Annotated in this window: 16 protein-coding genes; 15 read left to right on the top strand and 1 reads right to left on the bottom strand. The window is 36.5% G+C overall.

The genetic code is table 11. The features are described from left to right. The 14 genes from ABIQ27_RS09440 to ABIQ27_RS09375 form a co-directional block, all read left to right on the top strand. A partial coding sequence (locus ABIQ27_RS09440; RefSeq protein ID WP_348033633.1) for an HAD-IA family hydrolase occupies window positions 1-327 on the top strand: 327 nt, incomplete at its 5' end. A 26-nt stretch (window positions 328-353) separates the two neighbouring features. Then, the gene (locus ABIQ27_RS09435; RefSeq protein WP_348033632.1) at window positions 354-2,657 is read left to right on the top strand and encodes a glycoside hydrolase family 65 protein; all 2,304 of its coding nucleotides are present in this window, start codon (window positions 354-356) and stop codon (window positions 2,655-2,657) included. A gap of 60 nt (window positions 2,658-2,717) precedes the next feature. Continuing rightward, the gene (locus tag ABIQ27_RS09430; protein ID WP_348033631.1) at window positions 2,718-4,550 is read left to right on the top strand and encodes a glycoside hydrolase family 13 protein; all 1,833 of its coding nucleotides are present in this window, start codon (window positions 2,718-2,720) and stop codon (window positions 4,548-4,550) included. Between the two features lie 3 nt (window positions 4,551-4,553). Next, window positions 4,554-6,926 carry a TIM-barrel domain-containing protein gene (locus tag ABIQ27_RS09425; RefSeq protein WP_348033630.1) on the top strand — a complete coding sequence of 791 codons (2,373 nt, stop codon included), beginning with the start codon at window positions 4,554-4,556 and terminating at the stop codon, window positions 6,924-6,926. Window positions 6,927-6,930: 4 nt separating this feature from the next. Further along, on the top strand, window positions 6,931-8,583 hold the full coding sequence (locus ABIQ27_RS09420) for an alpha-amylase family glycosyl hydrolase (protein WP_348033629.1): 1,653 nt from the start codon (window positions 6,931-6,933) through the stop codon (window positions 8,581-8,583). 1 nt (window position 8,584) lies between these two features. Continuing rightward, window positions 8,585-9,244, top strand: coding sequence for a glycerophosphodiester phosphodiesterase family protein (locus tag ABIQ27_RS09415; RefSeq protein ID WP_348033628.1), 660 nt, complete (start codon window positions 8,585-8,587; stop codon window positions 9,242-9,244). A 4-nt stretch (window positions 9,245-9,248) separates the two neighbouring features. Further along, complete coding sequence (locus ABIQ27_RS09410) at window positions 9,249-9,656, top strand: DoxX-like family protein (RefSeq protein WP_348033627.1); 408 nt, start codon at window positions 9,249-9,251, stop codon at window positions 9,654-9,656. Beyond that, a complete protein-coding gene (locus ABIQ27_RS09405) occupies window positions 9,640-10,098 on the top strand; it encodes a DUF2071 domain-containing protein (protein ID WP_348033626.1) in 459 nt (152 codons plus the stop codon). The genes ABIQ27_RS09410 and ABIQ27_RS09405 overlap by 17 nt, the downstream gene beginning before the upstream one ends. A 7-nt stretch (window positions 10,099-10,105) precedes the next feature. Further along, the gene (locus ABIQ27_RS09400; protein ID WP_348033625.1) at window positions 10,106-10,381 is read left to right on the top strand and encodes a hypothetical protein; all 276 of its coding nucleotides are present in this window, start codon (window positions 10,106-10,108) and stop codon (window positions 10,379-10,381) included. Next, on the top strand, window positions 10,378-11,127 hold the full coding sequence (locus ABIQ27_RS09395) for a methyltransferase domain-containing protein (RefSeq protein WP_348033624.1): 750 nt from the start codon (window positions 10,378-10,380) through the stop codon (window positions 11,125-11,127). Before ABIQ27_RS09400 ends, ABIQ27_RS09395 begins: the two co-directional genes overlap by 4 nt. Continuing rightward, entirely contained in the window at window positions 11,111-11,506 is a 396-nt protein-coding gene (locus ABIQ27_RS09390; RefSeq protein ID WP_348033623.1) for a hypothetical protein, read from the top strand. Before ABIQ27_RS09395 ends, ABIQ27_RS09390 begins: the two co-directional genes overlap by 17 nt. A gap of 31 nt (window positions 11,507-11,537) precedes the next feature. Then, complete coding sequence (locus ABIQ27_RS09385) at window positions 11,538-12,761, top strand: NAD(P)/FAD-dependent oxidoreductase (RefSeq protein ID WP_348033622.1); 1,224 nt, start codon at window positions 11,538-11,540, stop codon at window positions 12,759-12,761. A gap of 54 nt (window positions 12,762-12,815) precedes the next feature. After that, window positions 12,816-16,061, top strand: a complete 3,246-nt coding sequence (locus ABIQ27_RS09380) for a fibronectin type III domain-containing protein (RefSeq protein ID WP_348033621.1) — start codon at window positions 12,816-12,818, stop codon at window positions 16,059-16,061. 34 nt (window positions 16,062-16,095) lie between these two features. Further along, the gene (locus ABIQ27_RS09375) at window positions 16,096-19,251 is read left to right on the top strand and encodes a fibronectin type III domain-containing protein (protein WP_348033620.1); all 3,156 of its coding nucleotides are present in this window, start codon (window positions 16,096-16,098) and stop codon (window positions 19,249-19,251) included. A 38-nt stretch (window positions 19,252-19,289) separates the two neighbouring features. Here ABIQ27_RS09375 and ABIQ27_RS09370 read toward each other — a convergent pair whose 3' ends face one another. Beyond that, window positions 19,290-19,763, bottom strand: coding sequence for a TspO/MBR family protein (locus ABIQ27_RS09370; RefSeq protein WP_348033619.1), 474 nt, complete (start codon window positions 19,761-19,763; stop codon window positions 19,290-19,292). A gap of 109 nt (window positions 19,764-19,872) precedes the next feature. On the opposite strand from ABIQ27_RS09370, the gene ABIQ27_RS09365 reads away from it, so the two are divergent. After that, window positions 19,873-20,955, top strand: a complete 1,083-nt coding sequence (locus tag ABIQ27_RS09365; RefSeq protein WP_348033618.1) for a diphosphomevalonate decarboxylase — start codon at window positions 19,873-19,875, stop codon at window positions 20,953-20,955. Window positions 20,956-20,986: the final 31 nt, after the last annotated feature.

Below are 20,986 nucleotides of genomic sequence, written 5' to 3'. Positions count from 1 at the left end.
ATCGGATTAGGTTCAGCAAGCAAAAATGCCCGGCCAATTTTAGAAAAAGTAAAAATTTTACATTTGTTCGATGCCATTGTAGATGGAAATGACGTAACCAATGCAAAACCAGACCCTGAAGTTTTTCTCAGAGCTGCGAAATTACTAAATGCAACCAACGAGAATTCTATGGTTTTTGAAGACTCAGTAGCCGGAATTCAGGCGGCTAATATTGCAAATATGACAAGTATCGGAATTGGAGATGAGAGGATTTTACACGAAGCAAAATACAATTTTAAAGATTTTACCTTTATGGATACTTCTTTTATTGAAGCATTTATAAACTAAAATTGAATGATAAAAGGAAAAAGAAAATGAATCAAGATTATATCAAACCAGACAACTGGTCAATTATAGAAGAAGGATTTGACTTTGATCAAGTTAAATCATCCGAAAGCTTATTCAGCATCGGAAACGGTGCTATGGGACAGCGTGCCAATTTTGAAGAATATTATTCTGGAGAAACATTCCAGGGAAGTTATATCGCCGGAGTTTATTATCCGGACAAGACCAAAGTGGGTTGGTGGAAAAACGGATATCCCGAATATTTTGCCAAAGTCTTAAACGCTCCAAACTGGATTGGAATCAATATCGAAATCAATGGTGAAAACCTGGATTTAGCAGCTTGCAAAGAAGTGAAAAAATTCCGTCGCGAACTGAATATGAAAGAAGGAATCTACGATCGCTCTTTCGAAGCAACGTTGCAAAACGGAACTCAAATTTCGGTAAATGTTCGTCGTTTTCTTTCTTTAGATTTGGATGAGGTAGGTGTTATCAATTATGAAATTACACCTCTGAATAATGATGCCAAAATAGTTTTCAAACCTTATGTTGATGCCGGAGTTCACAACGAAGATGCCAACTGGGAAGAAAAATTCTGGGAACCATTAAATGTTAAAAATTCAGGAAACGAAGCTTTTGTTACAGCAAGAACTTTCAAAACACATTTTACTGCGACAACTTTTATGCAAAACAGCATTTTATTAAATGCTGAAAACCTGAAACTTTCTCCTTCAAATGTGGAAGCTACTAAAGATAAAGTTCAGTTTACTTATGAAGTCTCGGCAGCAAATGGCCAAACTGCTTCAATACAAAAATTAGGCGGTTATACCGTTTCGACAAATCATAAAGATACCCAAGTTGCGGCTCAAAATATTATTGCAAAAGCATTATCTGTTGGTTACGACCAATTATGGAATGACCAAATTGATGCCTGGGCAAAAATCTGGGAAATGAGCGACATCACTATCGATGGGGATGTAAAAGCTCAACAGGGAATTCGTTTCAATATTTTCCATTTAAATCAAACTTATTTAGGTAAAGATTCCCGTTTGAATATTGGTCCAAAAGGTTTTACCGGCGAAAAATATGGCGGTTCCACTTATTGGGATACCGAAGCGTATTGCATTCCATTTTATATGGCAACCAAAGACCAGCAAGTGGCGAGAAATCTTTTAGCGTATCGTTACAACCAATTGGATAAAGCGATTGAAAACGCAGGCAAATTAGGCTTTACAAATGGCGCTGCATTGTATCCAATGGTTACGATGAATGGTGAAGAATGCCACAACGAATGGGAAATTACATTCGAAGAAATTCACAGAAATGGTGCAATAGCTTTTGCCATTTTCAACTATTATAGATTTACCGGAGATTACTCATACATTCCGGAAAAAGGATTGGAAGTATTAATCGGAATTGCGCGTTTCTGGCACCAAAGAGCAACGTTCTCCACCTATAGAAATCAATATGTAATTCTTGGAGTTACAGGTCCAAATGAATACGAAAACAACGTAAACAATAATTTCTATACAAACTATTTAGCTAAATGGTGTATCAATTACGCGGTTGAACAAATCGAGCGTGTAGAAAAAGAATATAGTTCAGATTTTGCCCGAATCAGCAGCAAAGTCAAATTAGATGCTACCGAAATCCAGCACTGGAAAAAAGTCGCTGACCATATGTATTTCCCATTTTCGGAAGAGCATGATGTCTATCTGCAGCAAGATGGTTTCTTAGATAAAGAATTAGTTAAAGTCCACGATTTAGATAAATCACAGCGACCAATCAATCAAAAATGGTCTTGGGACAGAATCCTGCGTTCGCCATATATAAAACAGGCTGATACATTACAGGGATTCTATTTCTTTGAAGATCATTTCACCAAAGAACAACTGGAAAAACATTTCGATTTCTACGAACCTTTTACCGTTCATGAAAGTTCACTTTCGCCTTGCGTTCACTCAATTCAGGCGGCAACTTTGGGTAGAATGGAACAGGCTTATACATTCTATTTAAGAACTTCGCGTTTGGATTTAGATGATTATAACAAAGAAGTTGAAGAAGGATTGCATATCACATCGATGGCCGGAACCTGGATGAGCATTGTTGAAGGTTTTGGCGGAATGCGTGTAAAAGATGATACGCTACATTTCGAGCCAAGAATTCCAAAAGAATGGAATGGCTATTCATTCAAAATCAATTTCAGAAACCAGACTCTAAAAGTTTCTGTTCACCAAAAAGAAACAAACTTTTCTTTGGAAGGCGAAAATTCTATCACCGTTTTTGTAAACGGAAAAGAAGTTTTGGTAGAGCCAAATAGTTTGGTAACCGTTTAAAAAATATAACCCAAACCCTTTCGGAAATAATCTGAAAGGGTTTTTTATTTCTAACCTATTATGAAAAAATTACTTTTCTTTTTCCTGATTTCAGTTTCGGCTTTCGCCCAAATCGACCGTGTTGAACCACCTTTTTGGTATGCCGGAATGAATTTATCCAGTGTACAAATTATGTTTTATGGCAAAAACATTGCACAATATGATGTTGCAGTTTCCAATAATGTCGTCATCGAAAACATCAAAAGAACGGAGAATCCAAACTATGTTTTTGTAACTATCGATACTAAAAAAGTAGCGGCTTCCGAATTGACATTTAGTTTCAAAAGCAAAAACAAAGTTGCGTTTACCAAAGCCTATTCGATTAAAGCAAGAAGAGAAAATTCCAAATTCCGAAAAGGTTATGATAGTTCAGATATGATTTATTTGATAATGTCTGATCGTTTCGCCAACGGAAATCCAAACAATGACAGCGACAAATCGGTTACTGAAAAAGCGGACAGAAATAACAAAAACGGAAGACACGGTGGCGATATTGAAGGAATCATCAAGAATTTAGATTATATAAAAGAACTCGGAGCAACAGCCGTTTGGCCAACGCCGCTTTGTGAGGATAACGATGCCAAAGGTTCGTATCATACTTACGGACAATCGGACGTTTATAAAGTCGATCCGCGTTTTGGAACCAATGAAGATTATTTGCGATTAAGTGCCGAATTGCACAAACGAGGCATGAAAAACATCATGGACTATGTCACCAATCATTGGGGTTGGCAACATTGGATGTATAAAGATTTGCCAACGTATGATTGGGTTCATCAATTCCCAGGTTACTCGCAATCAAACTACAGAATGACAACGCAATTTGACCCAAATGCTTCTGAAATTGATGCCAAAAACTGTATGGATGGCTGGTTTGTGCCTTCGATGCCCGATTTGAATCAGTCGAATCCTTTGGTTTTAAAATACCTGACACAGAATGCCATTTGGTGGATTGAATATGCCGATTTGGATGGTTTCCGTGTGGATACCTATTCATATAATGACAAAGACGGAATTTCAAAATGGACAAAAGCGATTACAGATGAATATCCAAATTTCAATATTGTTGGTGAAGTCTGGATGCACAATCAGGCACAAATGGCGTATTGGCAAAAAGACAGTAAAATTGGTGCTATCGAAAGTTACAATTCCTATTTACCAAGCGTAATGGATTTTACGTTGCATGATGCTTTTGGTTCTGTTTTTAATGAAGACAAAGGCGAATGGGACAAAGGAATGATTAAGGTTTACGACAATTTCACCAATGATTTCCTGTATCCAAACATAAATAATATGTTGGTTTTTGCTGAAAATCACGACACCAATCGTTTTAATGAAGCCTATAAAAAAGATTTCAAAAAATATCAGATGGCAATGACTTTATTGGCAACAATCCGTGGAATTCCACAGTTGTATTATGGTTCCGAAATTGGTATGGATGGCGATAAAGGAAAAGGCGACGGCGATATCCGTCATGATTTTCCGGGTGGCTGGAATGGTGATAACAACAATGCTTTCACTAAAACCGGAAGAACCGAAGATCAAAATAAATTCTATGATTTCACAGCCAAATTATTCAACTGGAGAAAATCGAAAGATGTGATTCATTTCGGAAAAATGAAACATTATATTCCCGAAAATAATGTGTATGTTTATTTCCGTTACAACGAAAAAGAAACCGTGATGGTTGTTATCAATAACAGTAACGAAACACAGACTTTCAAAACAAATCGCTTTGCAGAAAGCATCCAAAATCACCAAAACGGAAATGACATATTATCCGGAAAAAAAGTTGATTTGAAAAATGATATTACTATCGAATCAAAATCTGTTCTTGTATTAGAATTAAAATAATTTATGAAAAAACTACTTTTATTATTACTGATTACAACTGTTTCATTTGCACAAAATGCAAACAGAAAATACCTTTCGCATAGCTGGAAAAACAATATTTTGGAAATTAAGACTTCTGATGGTTCTTATCTGATAAAACCATATTCAGATAAAATTGTTGAAACTTCTTTTGTTCCTACTGACGAAACTTTCAATCCAACTTCAAGCGCGGTTGTAAAAACTCCGGAAAAAGGTTGGGGCAGTTTTACTAAAACTGACAACTCGCTTACGCTGCTAACGAAAGGAATCACTGTGGTCGTCAATAAGTCTCCATTCAAAATTACTTATTCAAATCAGGGAAAAGTACTGCTGTCTGAAAAATCAGGCTATACCAAAGTCAACGATTCTACAGAAACTATATCATTCAATCTTGACAATTCTGAAGTTCTTTATGGTGGTGGCGCACGAGCTTTAGGAATGAATCGTCGAGGTAATCGTCTGCGATTGTATAACAGAGCACATTATGGTTACGAAACCAATGCCGAGCTGATGAATTTCTGTATTCCGTTAGTTTTGTCGTCTAAATTGTATGCGGTTCACTTTGATAATTCCGCAATTGGTTATTTGGATTTGGACAGCAAAAAAGACAACACACTAACTTATGAAACCATATCAGGAAGAAAGACTTATCAGGTTATAATTGGTGATAATTGGACCGATTTAGTATCAAATTATACTGATTTGACTGGAAAACAACCTTTGCTGCCACGTTGGTCATTGGGTAATTTTGCCAGTCGTTTTGGATATCATTCCCAGGAAGAAGTTGAAAATACGATTAAGAAATTCGAACAAAACAATGTTCCTGTTGATGCGATAATTTTAGATTTATATTGGTTTGGAAAAACCATCAAAGGCACTATGGGAAATCTGGAATGGGACAAAGATAATTTTCCTAAACCCGATAAAATGATTTCCGATTTGCATGCTAAAGGAATAAAAACCATTTTGATTACCGAGCCATTTATACTAACAACCTCATCAAAATGGCAGGAAGCAGTAGACAAAAAAGTATTAGTAACCGATAAAACAGGAAAGCCAGCCATTTGGGATTTTTATTTTGGAAATACCAGCGTTGTTGATATTTTTAAACCTGAAGGAAAAGATTGGTTTTGGAATGTTTACAAACGATTAATAAATCAAGGCGTTGGCGGAATGTGGGGCGATTTGGGTGAACCCGAAGTTTTCCCATCCAAAGTTATAACGGCTGGCGGAAAAGCGGATGAAGTCCATAATATTTACGGACACAATTGGGCCAAATTAATAGCCGACGGTTATAAAAAGGATTTCCCAACACAACGTCCATTTATTTTAATGCGTGCCGGATATTCAGGTTCACAACGTTTCGGAATGGTACCCTGGAGCGGTGATGTAAGCAGAAGTTGGGGTGGATTGCAAAGTCAGATGGAAATTGCGCTGCAAATGGGAATCCAGGGATTGGGTTATATGCACTCTGACCTTGGCGGATTTGCAGGCGATTATTTTGATAATGAATTATATCTGCGTTGGTTGCAATATGGTGTTTTCAATCCAATATTCCGTCCGCATGCGCAGGAAGAAGTTTCTTCTGAAGTTGCCCGAAAAGACATTGTCACTTTGGCAAAAGCTAAAAAATTAGTGGAATTGCGTTATCAATTAATGCCATATAATTACACCTTGTCTTTTGATAACAATCAAAAAGGAACGCCATTAATGCGTCCGTTGTTTTTTGAAGAACCGGATAATAAAAACTTAACAACCGTTGCAGGAACCTATTTCTGGGGAAATGACTTTTTGGTTACGCCAATTACAAAAGCTGCCGTAACTTCTACTTCCGTTTATTTTCCAAAAAGCAGCAATTGGTTTGATTTTTATACAGGAGAAAAACATTCGGCAGGAACAACTGAAAATGTAAAAGTTAACGAAGATAATATCCCAACATTTGTGCGTGGCGGAAGTTTTATTCCGATGATTGAAACCATACAAAATACTTCAAAATACTCGTTGGAAAACTTCAATCTGCATTATTATTTTGATGAATCAGTAAAAAATTCTTCAGGTAAATTATACAATGACGACGGAACAACTCCGAATGCTTTTGAAAAAGGACAATACGAAATCCTTAACTTTACAAGTACAAACAATGGCAAAACACTGGTGATTAAACTGGTGACAACTACCGGAAAAAATTACACTTCAACCAATAAAGAAGTTTCTGTTCTGATTCATAATATCAGAGACAAAGTCAAACACATCTTTGTGAATGGTCAGGAGCAGGTTTACAAAACCTTTCATGAACCGTTACAGGTAAATGTTACAATGTCAAAAGCAACAACTCAGGAAGTTAAAATTGAATATTAGAATTATGAAGAAAATAAGCATCTTAATCATAACCGCATTAATATTTTGTGGAACTGCTTTCGCTCAAAAGAAAAAAACAGCAGCTCCAAAAACACCTTTCGTTTGGGAAAGTGCCAATGTGTATTTTATCGTTACCGATAGATTTAATAATGGCGATAAAACCAATGACCACAAATTTAACAGAAACAAACCAACAGGGAAATTACGTGGATTTGAAGGTGGTGATATTCGTGGAATCATTCAAAAACTGGACGAAGGCTATTTTACAAATCTTGGAATCAATGTAATTTGGATGACTCCAGTTGTGGAGCAAGTCCATGATGGCGTTGATGAAGGCACTGGATTTACTTATGCTTTTCATGGTTATTGGACACGTGACTGGAGTTCTATTGACCCAAGTGTCGGAACCAAAAAAGACATAGCAGAATTGGTTCAAAAAGCACATGCTAAAGGCATACGAATTATGCTTGACGCTGTAATCAATCATACCGGACCAGTAACTTCTGAAGATTCTGTTTATCCGAATGATTGGGTTAGTACTTCACCAAAATGCACTTATAAATCCTATGACACTTTCATTAATTGTACGTTGGTTGACAATCTTCCGGATGTAAAAACAGAAAGCAATGAAGCTGTGGAAGTCCCAACTTTCTTAGCCAATAAATGGAAAAAAGAAGGTCGTTATGATAAAGAAATGGCTTCGCTTGATGCTTTCTTCAAAAAAACAGGTTATCCAAGAGCACCGAGATATTATATCATGAAATGGCTTTCGGATTATATCACCGATTACGGAATTGATGGTTACCGGGTAGATACTGCAAAACACGTTACCGAAGATGTCTGGGCCGATTTCAAAAAAGTGTGTGATAAAGCTTTCGCTGAATACAAGAAAAAAAATCCAACGAAAGTATTGGACAACAATCCATTTTTTACTGTTGGAGAAGTGTATGGCTATAACATTGGCGCAAAAAAATTCTATGATTTTGGCGATAAAAAAGTCAACTATTATGAAAATGGATTTACAGCTTTAATCAACTTTGACTTTAGAAATGAAGCCAAAATGAACTATGAAGAATTGTTTTCTAAATATTCCAATATCCTGCAAAATGATTTAAAAGGCAACACCGTTATGAACTATGTTTCGTCGCACGATGATGGTTATCCATTTGACAAGAAAAGAGAAAAGACTTTTGAAAGCGGCACCAAATTATTATTGGCTCCTGGAATTTCGCAGGTTTATTATGGCGATGAAAGTGCGCGCTCATTAGACATTGAAGGAACACAAGGCGATGCAACACTGCGTTCTGATATGAATTGGGATGATATTGCTAATAATGCAACTACAAAAGAAGTTCTGGCTCATTGGCAGAAATTAGGTTTGTTCAGAAAAAAACATCCTGCTGTTGGTGCTGGAGTTCATACACAAATTTCGGCTTCTCCTTATGTGTTCAGCAGAACATTTACCAAAGGGAAATATACCGATAAAGTGGTGGTTGGCTTGGATTTGCCGGAAGGTAAAAAAGAGCTTTCTGTTGGAAACATTTTTCCAAACGGAACTATGCTTATGGATGCTTATTCCGGAAAATTATATGCCGTTTACAACGGAAAAGTTACCATGAATACTCCGTATAGTATTGTTTTATTAGAGAAAAACTAAAATGCACAAAATTGGTCATCGCGGTGCGAAAGGCTATGCTGCCGAAAACACCTTGGCTTCATTTCAAAAAGCGATTGAACTTGGCGTTGACGGAATCGAATTGGATGTTCATTTAAGTTTGGATGGAAAAGTGATGGTTGTCCACGATGATACCGTTGACCGGACAACTTCTGCAAAAGGTTCCATAAAAGATTTCAGCGCAAAAGAATTAAAATTGCTTGGTATTCCAACTTTGGAATCTGTTTTTGAATTGGTCAACCAAAAGTGTTTTATCAATGTGGAGCTCAAAACCTATGAAACAGCTGATAAAGTTGCTGGACTTATCGAACAATATGTTTCTGAAAAGCATTGGAAATACGACCGTTTTATTGTTTCAAGTTTTGATTGGAATGCATTGCAGCAAGTCCATTTTTTAAATGATAAAATTCGGATTGGTGTTTTGACTAATACCGATTTGGATTTGGCAACCGCTTTCGCAAAATTCATTCGCGCCTACTCTATTCATCCTTATTACCATTTATTGACAGCAGAAAATGTTGTCAAAATGCAATCCAAAAATTTTAAAGTCTATCCATGGACAATCAATGAGCCGGAAGATATTATCTTTGTGAAATCGTTGCAGGTTGATGGCATCATTACAGATTTTCCGGATAGATTATAAAACTATGTCAAACAAAAAAACTCATAAATTAGTAACTGTTTTAATCGCAATTGTTTGGATGGCAAATGGACTTCTTTGTAAAGTCTTAGGTTTGGTTCCGCGTCATCAGGAAATTGTAGAAAGGATTTTGTCCTTTGACCGATCTTCAGCTTATTTTGCAATTAAAGGCATAGGTTTGTTGGAAGTGCTGATGGCAATTTGGATATTGAGTAATATAAAGCCACGACTAAATGCGATTGCTCAAATGATTATTATAGCAACAATGAATATCCTTGAATTTATGCTGGCGCCGGATTTGTTGCTTTGGGGAAAATTCAATTCACTTTTTGCTTTGCTGTTTATACTTCTGATTTATTACAATGAGTTTTATCTGCACCAAAAAACTAACAAATCTAATGCTGTCATTTCTTAAAGACCATCCATTTGCTGTAGAAGCTTTTTTTGAAAGTTCATTGGTTTTGACATTTGCTGTGCCAAAAGAAGAATTGCAATCGCTAATTCCGGAGTGTTTAGAATTGGATACTCATAATGACAAATATGCTTTTGTAGCTGTTGCCATGGTGCAGACAAAAGACTTGCGGCCCAAAGGTTTCCCGAAGTTTATGGGAAATGATTTCTTCTTAATTGGTTATCGCGTATTTGTTCGTTACACCAATAATAAAGGCAAAAGATTGCGTGGTTTGTACATTCTAAAATCGGAAACAGATAAAAGAAAAATGGAGCTGATGGGTAATTTTTTTACGCATTATAATTACAGTACAACTGACATTACTAAATCTGAAAACACAAAGACCAAAGAAATAATTTCGGTAAAATCGAATTTCAAAGTCACTTTAGAGAAAAACAGAGGGTGAAATTCTATTGCCTAAAAATTCTCCTTTTAAAGATTGGGCTGAAGCCAGACGATTTGCCGGACCTTTACCTTTTACATTTACCTATAATTCTGAAAGCAAGGAAATTTTAATCATTGAAGGCGTTCGACAAAACTGGACGCCAAAACCTGTTTGTGTGTTAGATTATGATTTTGCTTTTTTAAAATCGCTTAAGCTTGAAAACCCAGTATTGGCAAATGCATTTATCATTACTGACATTCCTTATTACTGGAAAAAAGGCAAAAAAGAAATTTGGAAACCATGAGGAAACCATTTCAGGGCGTAGTAAATATTGTTCGTTTTAACTGGCATTTATATCTCATTGCTTTGAGTATAATTTTGGGCCTGTTTTTTATAGCCGGTTATTTTGACACTACTTTTCAAAACGTCATTTATATTTTTTGCTTTCTAATTTTTGCCACAACTTTCATTTCTTTATTGGCTTCGTTTTATGTTTACGATGTTTCGAAAATGTATCAGTTGGATTGGATAGACAGAAACAATGAGGAAAAAGTAATTCTAAATATTAATGCGGGTTTTGACGAAACGAGTCAGTTATTACAAGACAAATTTAATACTGCCGAACTTATTGCTTTGGATTTTTACAATCCGGAAAAACATACTGAAATTTCGATTAAACGCGCCCGGAAAGCTTATCATCCATTTCCAAATACAAAGCAAATTGAAACCACTAATTTGAAATTGGAAAACGATTCAGCCGACAAAATAATTGTTATCTTTTCGGCACATGAAATCCGGGACGAGAAAGAAAGAACATTATTTTTTAAAGAACTCCATCGAATCATAAAACCAACAGGGCAAATCTATGTGACGGAACACTTGAGGGACATTCCCAATTTTTTGGTTTATAATATTGGCTGTTTTCACTTTTATTCGAAAGCTTCATGGAAAAAAATCTTTAAAGAATCCAATCTGACTATTACTAAAGAAATAAAACTAAATCCTTTTGTTTCAACCTTTATACTTGACAAAAATGGAAATACACTTTAAAATTATTGGCGTTTTATTAATGGCGCTGGCATTGGTTCACATCATATTTCCCAAATACTTTAACTGGGCAGAAGAATTGAAATCGTTGAGTATAATGAACCGGCAAATGATGACTGTTCACACCTTTTTTATTGCGTTGACAGTATTTATGATGGGAGTTCTTTGCTTAACCTCAACTACCGAACTTATTGAAACAAAGCTAGGCAAAACGATTTGTCTAGGATTTGGTGTTTTTTGGATGATAAGGCTGTTTATCCAGTTCTTTGTTTATTCTTCTAAATTATGGAAAGGCAAAAAGTTTGAAACCATAGTGCATATCATTTCCTCTATTCTCTGGTTGTATTTAAGTTTCGTATTTTTACAAACTTCTTTGTCATAGTTTTGAACTTTACAGAGGCAATTTACAATCTATGAACTCAAATTTCGATATTATAATTGTTGGCGGCGGTGCAGCTGGTTTTTTTACGGCAATTAATATTGTAGAGAAAAATCCAAAACTAAAAGTGGCAATCCTCGAACGCGGTAAAACCGTTTTGGAGAAAGTCCGTATTTCCGGTGGCGGAAGATGTAACGTTACCCATGCCTGTTTTGTTCCGAATGATTTAGTGAAGTTTTATCCGCGTGGCGAAAAAGAATTGCGTGGACCATTTCATCAGTTTTGTTCGGGTGATACGATTGACTGGTTTGAGAAACATGGTGTAGAATTGAAAATTGAAGACGACGGACGCATGTTTCCTGTTTCAGATAGTTCACAAACAATTATTGATTGTTTTCTTTTGGCAACGCAAAAACTAGGGATTCAAGTATTGACAGGGCAAAGTGTGCAATCTATTTTCAAAGCTGACACTTATTGGAAAGTAGAAACCAATCACGAAACTTTTGCCTGCCAAAAACTGATTATGACAACGGGAAGCAATCCAAAAATCTGGGAAATGCTGACACAATTGGGACACAGTATTGTTTCACCGGTTCCTTCCCTATTTACCTTTAATATCAAAGATTCTAGAATTAAAGATTTAATGGGACTTTCGGCTTTTGCCAATGTAAAAGTCAAAAACAGCAAACTCGAAGCAAGCGGTCCTTTGCTAATCACGCATTGGGGAATGTCCGGCCCGGGAATTTTACGATTATCTGCTTGGGGCGCACGAGAATTATTTGATCACAATTATCAATTTGTAATTCAGGTAAATTGGCTCAACGAACTAACTTTTGAAGAAGCAATGGATACTTTAAAAGAATTAAAACAAGAACACGCTAAAAAAGCCGTGAGCAAGAAATCACCTTTTGAATTTCCGAATCGTTTGTGGGAAAGTTTGGTTTTGGCATCCGGTATCGACAGCGAAAGAAAATGGGCAGATTTGTCCAAAAAGCAATTAACCGATTTAGCCAATCAGCTTACGAATGGTGAATTTCAGGTGAATGGCAAAAGCACTTTCAAGGAAGAATTTGTAACTGCTGGCGGAATTGATTTAAAGGAAATCAATTTTAAAACCATGGAAAGCAAACTTCATGAAAATCTCTTTTTTGCTGGCGAAATCGTAAACATTGACGCTATTACTGGTGGTTTTAACTTCCAAAATGCCTGGACATCTGGATTTATTTTGGCACAAACAATAACAGAAGATTTCCTATAATTTAACATTGCAGTTCCCTCAAAATCAGTAAATTTGGTTTCCTTAAAACCAACCATGAAAAAACTACTACTCCTACTTTTATTTACTATTAGTGCCAATGCACAATTTCAAACATCTTATCCTACCATATCTCAATGTGATGATAATAGTAACGATCAACACGCCGTTTTTGATTTAACGCCACTAACTTCTCAAATTTTAGTTTCGGTTAATCCCAGCGATTACACTGTGAGTTTTCACTCTTCATTTTTAGACGCAACAAACAATACCAATTTAATTACTCCCATAAATAGTTACATCAATACATCACCAGCCATTCAAACCATTGGAATCAGAATCGTAAATAACAGCACTAGTGAAGTTAGCCTGGCAACAGTAGACATTAGAGTGCTACCGTTACCTACAGCTATCATTAGCAGTAATGACAGTTCAGGTTGCCAAAATTCCGGAGATTTAGCAATAACCATTACTGGAACACCTTCTTCTGTAGTTACCATTTCCAATAGCATTGGCACACTAAATACAGTCATCGTCAGTAATTTTGGTATTAGTACATTTAGTGTTCCGCAATCAATACCAGGAACTTATGTATATTCATTGGTGGATGTTCATATTGGTGGATGTTCGCAAAATCTGTCAGATTCAGTAGTGATAACAGTTAATCCGGCGCCAATTGCCAATCCGGCTACTTTATCTTTTTGTGATATGACGGAACTCGCAATCTATGGTTTGAGTAATGCAGATGCCCAAATTACGGGAGGAGCGCCAGCAAGTATAGTTACTTACTATGAAACTTTAGCTGATGCCCAAACTGGAGCTAATGCAATACCAGATGGCGGTTATATTCCGTTAATAAATCCGGGACAACAAATTTTATATGCTAGTGTTTTTAATCCTGCATCCAGTTGTAGTAGTATTACAACTCTTACTTTGAATACGCATAACTGTGATGCCTGTCAAGCTCCATCTTCACTTGTAAATACTAACATAACTTCTAATTCAGCAGTTTTGACTTGGGTACAACCTGCAAATCCTGATGCTAGTGTAGCTACAGCATGGGAAATCATTGCACTTCCTACAGGAAGTCCTGCACCAACCGCCAGTTCAACAGGATTTATAAATACAACTGTAAATCCTTATACTATAACTGGTCTTAATCCTTCCACTTGTTATACTTTGTATGTCAGATCGCTTTGTTCTCCAACTGTTAAAAGTAATTGGTCTATTGGCACCTCTTTTTGTATGTCTGTGACACCTGTCGTTTGTGGGGGCAATTTTGCAGATCAAGGCGGCGTTATTGCTAACTATTCAAACAATTCTAACTCAACAATGACAATATGTCCAACTAATCCTGGTGAGGCTGTAACGATAGTTTTTACATCATTCAATACTGAAATCGGTCAGGATGCATTATATGTTTTTGATGGAACTTTTATAGGAGACCCACAAATTTCAAGTACCAATCCTGCAGGAAATGTCCCCGGTGGTTTGGCTGGTGGGTATTGGGGAAGTACAATTCCCGGCCCATTTACTTCTACATCACCAAATGGCTGTCTGACATTTATGTTTAGAAGTGATGCTGCTAATACATTAGAAGGTTGGAATGCAAACGTAATTTGTACACCAGTAGTATGCGAAACCCCAACTGGGCTAGCAGTAACAAATATAACCAGCACTTCTGCAGCGTTAAGTTGGAGTAATCCGTCAGGTTCAAGTGCATTGGAAGTTATAGTTTTTCCTCAAGGTTCTCCATCACCAACTCATGCTTCTTCTGGTAATTTTGCTCAAATTATGCCTTATCTTGTTACGGGTTTATCACCAGACATATGTTATACAGCCTACGTAAGATCTTTGTGTTCGATATCTTCTGAGTGGTCAAGTCCTGTTGATTTTTGTATGTTTGATTGTGAAAATAATGCTGAATGTGCGGAAAGTCTAGTTTTAATAGCTTTTTTAGATAGTAATAACAATGGTCTGAAAGATGTTGGAGAAATAGATTTTAATTATGGTAATTATGTCTATCATGTAAACGATTCTGCAGATAGTCAATATGGAGGAAGTAATAATGGTTCCTATTTTATTTTTGATGCAAATCCGACAAATTCTTATGACATTAGTTTTGCTGTAGTTCCTGATTTAGCAACTTATTATACTTCAGCTGCTTCACATAATGATGTTACCCTTCCTACTGGAAGTGGCTCCCACTTTTTATATTTCCCTATCGTTAATATTCTTCCTCATGTAGATGCCCAGGTATATTTTTATTCCGTAGGACAACCAAGACCCGGATTTACTTATATCAATACTATTTATTATCAAAATAATGGATTCCAAACTATTACTAACGGAACACTGACATTTACAAAAGCTTCAAACGTAAGTATCGCATCTATTTCTCAAGCAGGAACAACTCCCACAGCTAATGGTTTTACCTATGACTTTACCAATTTGGCTCCTTTTGAAGTTAGATACATACAGTTATCTTTATCTGTGCCAACCATACCGACAGTTAATCTTGGGGATTTGGTAACCAATAGTGTGACTGTTCAAATTGCCAACGATGTCAATCTCACTAACAATAGTTCTTCAATAACCCAAACTATAGTTGGTTCGTATGACCCAAATGATAAAATGGAATCCCATGGTGGAAAAATTCTTCACAGCACTTTTACGTCTAATGATTATTTATATTATACCATTCAATTTGAAAATACCGGAAGTGCGAGTGCTGAATTTATAAGAGTTGAAGATGCATTGAACAGCCAATTGGACGAAAGCACTTTTGAAATGGTGTCTGCCAGTCATAACGTGAACACCAAGCGAGTTGGAAATCAATTGACATGGCATTTTTATAATATTAATTTACCTCCAACTATATCAAACCCTAGCGGAAGTCATGGTTATGTTTCTTTTAAAATAAAACCAAAACCGGGTTATGCTATTGGAGACATTATTCCAAATACAGCTTCTATCTATTTCGATTATAATCCGGCGATAGTGACGAATCGATTTGACACTGAATTTATTCTGGCTTTGGGTAATCCGACTTTCAATGCTGATACTATTTCTCTTTATCCAAATCCAACCAGTGCCTTAGTTACCATTTCAAATTCTAATGCTATTGATAAAATTTCGACTGTTGTGATTTATGAAGTGTCTGGAAAAAGAATTTATACTTTAAATAAAAATACGCTTTGCAATATCGACATTGATGTTTCTAATTTTGCCAGAGGTTTATATTTGGTAGAATTGACTTCTGAGAATAATACCAAGATAACTAAGAAGCTATTATTGAAATAGTTCACTATATTTGAAAGTCAAAAACTAAGCAAACATGAAGAAAACTTTACTCCTAACATTCTTCCTTTTTTTAGGAACACTAAGTGCTATTCATTCTCAGGAATGTGGCAGCACTTTTACAGATCCTGCAGGTCCATCTGCTAATTATGCGAATAACAGTAATTATACTGTCACCATTTGCCCGTCAAATCCGGGTGAAGTAGTAACTGTAACTTTTACATCATTTGAAGTTGAAGCTCAGTGGGATGCATTATATGTATACAATGGAAGCTCAATAGCTATGCCTCAAATTGCAAGTGGAAATGGGCCGGCTAATGTCCCGGGTGGAGTAGCTGGTGGATTTTGGGGCACAACACTTCCTGGTCCATTTACTTCGACGAGTCCTGATGGTTGTTTGACTTTCGTATTTAGAAGTGATACTGCCATTAGCAATCCCGGCTGGATTGCCAATGTGACTTGTGGATTGCCTCCAAGCTGTATTCCACCATTCGCACCAACGGTAACATCAATAACTCCAACAAGTGCGGTCTTAGGATGGTTAGATAACAGCAGTGCGACTTCATGGGAAATATTTGCAACACCTTGTGGTTCACCTCCACCAAGTGAAGTGAGTGTTGGACAAGTTGTAACCACTAATCCATACGTTGTAACAGGATTGACACCCGGAACCTGTTATAGTTTTTATGTAAAAGCCGTTTGTTCACCAACTGACTATAGTACTTTGTGTATTTTCAATCCAATCACAACCGCTCCTGCTCCTCCTATTTGTGGTGGACAATTTACAGACAACGGTGGTTCAGCTGCTAATTATTCTAATAATTCTGATAAAATCACTACTATTTGTCCAAACAATACTGGTGATGTTGTAACAGTAACTTTCACATCTTTCAATACTGAAGTTGGTTATGATGCCTTGTATATTTTTAATGGAAATTCAATAGCTTCTCCACAAATTATGAGTATTTATCCTGCCGGAAATGTTCCTGCGGGTATGCCTGGTGGATTTTGGGGGACTACTATACCTGGTCCGTTTACCTCTTCAGATGCAAGTGGTTGTTTGACTTTCAGATTTAGAAGTGATCCCAGCGTTAACAATCCTGGCTGGGTTGCCAATGTTATCTGCGCACCGCCGCCAGCATGTGCAAGACCAACAGCTATTGCACTTTCTGGTGTTACACATAATTCAGTTATTTTAACCTGGTCACAACCAGCTAATCCTGATACTAGTGTACCTGCAGCATGGCAATGGATTGCACTTCCTTCTGGCAGTCCTGCACCAACAGCTAGTACCACTGAATTTATTTCCGCTTCTGTAAATCCTTTTGTTGTAACCGGTCTTAATGCTGCCACCTGCTATACTTTTTATGTGAGAGCTCTGTGCTCTGCTACTGAAATGAGTGAGTGGTCAATTGGTTCCACTGGTTGTACCATTGCGGCACCACCTGTTTGCGGTGGTCAATTCGTAGACAATGGTGGGGCAACTGCCAATTATGCTTATAATTCAGACAGTACTACTATTATTTGTCCAACCATACCTGGTGAAGTTGTTTCTGTTACATTTAGTTCATTCAGTACTGAAGCTAGCTGGGATGCTTTATATGTTTTTGATGGAAATTCAATAACGGCACCACAAATTGCAAGTTCAAATCCGGCAGGAAGTGTTCCTGGTGGATTAGCCGGTGGATTTTGGGGCACTACAATTCCGGGACCTTTTACTTCATCAAGTCCTGATGGTTGTTTGACTTTCAGATTTAGAAGTGATGCCAGCGTTAACAATCCTGGTTGGGTTGCCAATGTTACCTGTGCACCGGATACTGATAAAATAGTGTTGATAGCTTTTGTAGATCAAAACAGCAATGGTATTCGGGATATTGGCGAACCTCTGTTCACAAATGGTTCGTTTATTTATCAGCAAAACAGTGACGGAATAAATGTTACTGCTTATTCTCCAATCGGTCAATTTGCTTTGTATGATGCTAATCCGGCAAATACCTATTCATTTAATTATCAAATCCAAACTGAATATACCGCTTATTATGATTCAGGGACAACAACTTATAACAATATAACAATTCCTGTTGGCAGCGCTACACAATTTTTATATTTTCCAATTACTTTGACAAACCCTTATAATGATGTAGCCATATCTATTGCACCATTCTCTCCACCAAGACCAGGGTTAACTTATACAAACAGAATCACATATAAAAACCAGGGTGTTGCTGCTACAGACGGAACCATCACTTTTGTTAAACCACCGGAAACTACTGGTTTTAGTTGCACTCAAACCGGAATAGTAACAAACGGAACAGGTTTCACTTACGCTTTTACCAATCTTTTACCGAATGAAACCAGAACTTTCTATGTTACGATGACGGTTCCAGTAACACCAATTGTAAGTTTAGGTGATTTACTAACGGATACTGTTTCCATTTCGGCTCTAGGAACTGATATTGATTTGACAAACAACTCCAATACCAATTCTCAGATTGTGGTTAATTCTTATGATCCTAATGACAAGATGGAATCCCGTGGAAAAAATATACCTTTTGACCAATTTGCTCCCGATGATTATTTCTTTTACACCATAAGATTTCAAAACAACGGAACTGCAGATGCCATCGATATCAGAGTTGAAGACTTACTCGACTCACAGATAGACGAATCGACTGTCCGAATGGTAAGTTCAAGTCATAACTATACTATGAAAAGAGTTAACAATCAACTTGTCTGGGATTTCAAAAACATCCATTTACCCGCGTCAGGCATTAATCCAAGTGGCAGTATGGGTTATATTCAATTTAAAGTTAGACTTAACCCAGGTTTCCATGCCGGTACCATAATTCCAAACAATGCATCAATCTTTTTTGATACCAATCCGGCTATTGTAACCAATACTTTTTCTACCAAATTTGTAACACTATTGGGTGTTGCCGATTTTGACGCTAACAGTTTGGTTTTATATCCAAATCCTGCAAACAATACGGTTCAGATCGGAGTTGTGAATGCTAATGAACAAATAAACAAAGTTGTTTTTTATGATATACTTGGAAAAGCTATCAAAACGGTTTCAACTATCGCTACTGAAAGCATAACAGTTGACATTTCTGATTTGGCAAAAGGAGTTTACCTGGTAGAAATAGATTTAGATAACAATCTGAAACTAACAAAGAAACTCGTTATTCAATAATATATAATTAAATAAAAGTCCCGACTAATCGGGACTTTTTATTTATTCAACCACCAGATGCTTGCATTTAATATCGTAGCAAAACTTACCCAAGCCAAATAAGGAAGCAATAAAAGTCCAGCTGTTTTGTCAATCTTTCTATACAAATTATACGTTTCCAAAATCATCAACCAAAGCAGGATGATTTCAACTAATGCCAAAAAAGGATTATGCAAACCAAAGAAAAGGTACGACCAAAGCGCATTCAAACCAAACTGAATTGCAAAAAAACCAAGAGCTTTTTTTACTGTTTGTTTATCAGAATTACTTGTCCAAACCAAACCAGCGGCAATTCCCATCATGATATATAACAACGTCCAAACAGGCGCAAAAATCCAGTTAGGTGGATTAAAAACAGGCTTTTCCAAGGTTGGATACCAGGTTGTAATACTATCGCGGGTTACCATTCCAGAAAGATAACCAACCGTTACACATACGGCAACGACCAAAACTATTTTTAAAACCTTTTGCATAATGAGCTATTTTTTATAATCTCAAATGTAATAAACAAAAAACAGTTTGATTTTATAAAATACCAGTTGTTTTTTATAAAAAAAGTATATTTGCTTAAATTTCAAATCTATGCTGTCCGAAAAGGATTTTATTTCAAAAGCATTTTCATCTGTAATCGAAAACGGAAGTATTCAATGGAGCGCACCCAGCAATATCGCTTTAGTAAAATATTGGGGCAAAAAAGAAAATCAGATTCCGGCAAATCCTTCTATCAGCTTTACACTTAATAGTTGCAAAACAATTACCAAATTGGCTTTCGCCCAAAAGCAAAATAACGGAACCTTTTCTTTTGACTTACTATTCGAAGGCAAACCCAAAGAAGATTTCAACCTCAAAATTCAAAAATTTCTGGAACGCATTGAAATCTATTGCCCTTATTTAAAAGACTATCATTTCACAATTGATACCGAGAATACTTTTCCTCACAGTTCAGGCATTGCTTCTTCCGCTTCTGGAATGGCTGCTTTGTCTATGAATATCATAAGTTTGGAAAAGGAATTAAATCCTGAAATGACTGATGATTATTTTTATCAAAAAGCATCTTTCTTAGCGCGATTGGGTTCGGGAAGTGCGTGCAGAAGTGTAAAAGGAAGCGTAGTCGTTTGGGGGAAACACAACGAAATCGAAGGCAGCTCAGATTTATTTGGCGTTGAATTTCCTTCAACTATTCATACCAATTTCAAGAATTATCAGGACACCATTTTACTGGTTGACAAAGGAGAAAAACAAGTTTCGTCAACTGTCGGTCATGATTTGATGCATAATCATCCTTTTGCAGAACAACGATTCGCACAAGCACATGATAATTTGGCAAGCATAAAAACGGTTTTAGAAACCGGGAATTTAAATGAATTCATCAAAATTACAGAAAGCGAAGCACTGACTTTACATGCCATGATGATGACTTCATTGCCTTATTTTATTCTGATGAAACCCAATACTTTGGAAATCATCAACAAAATCTGGAAATTTAGAAGCGAAACCAAAACCCCAATTTGTTTCACTCTGGATGCAGGAGCAAACGTACACGTTTTGTATCCCGAAAACGTTAGAGTTGAAGTATTGCAATTTATTGCAGCCGAATTAGTTGGCTATTGTCAAAATGGTCAGTATATTTGTGATGAAATTGGAACAGGAGCAATCAAAATATGAAAGGACCATTATTTTACTCAAAAATTCTTCT

The sequence above is a fragment of the Flavobacterium sp. genome, from assembly GCF_039916025.1.
GTDB lineage: Bacteria > Bacteroidota > Bacteroidia > Flavobacteriales > Flavobacteriaceae > Flavobacterium.
This window is presented reverse-complemented; position numbering and strand designations above follow the sequence as displayed.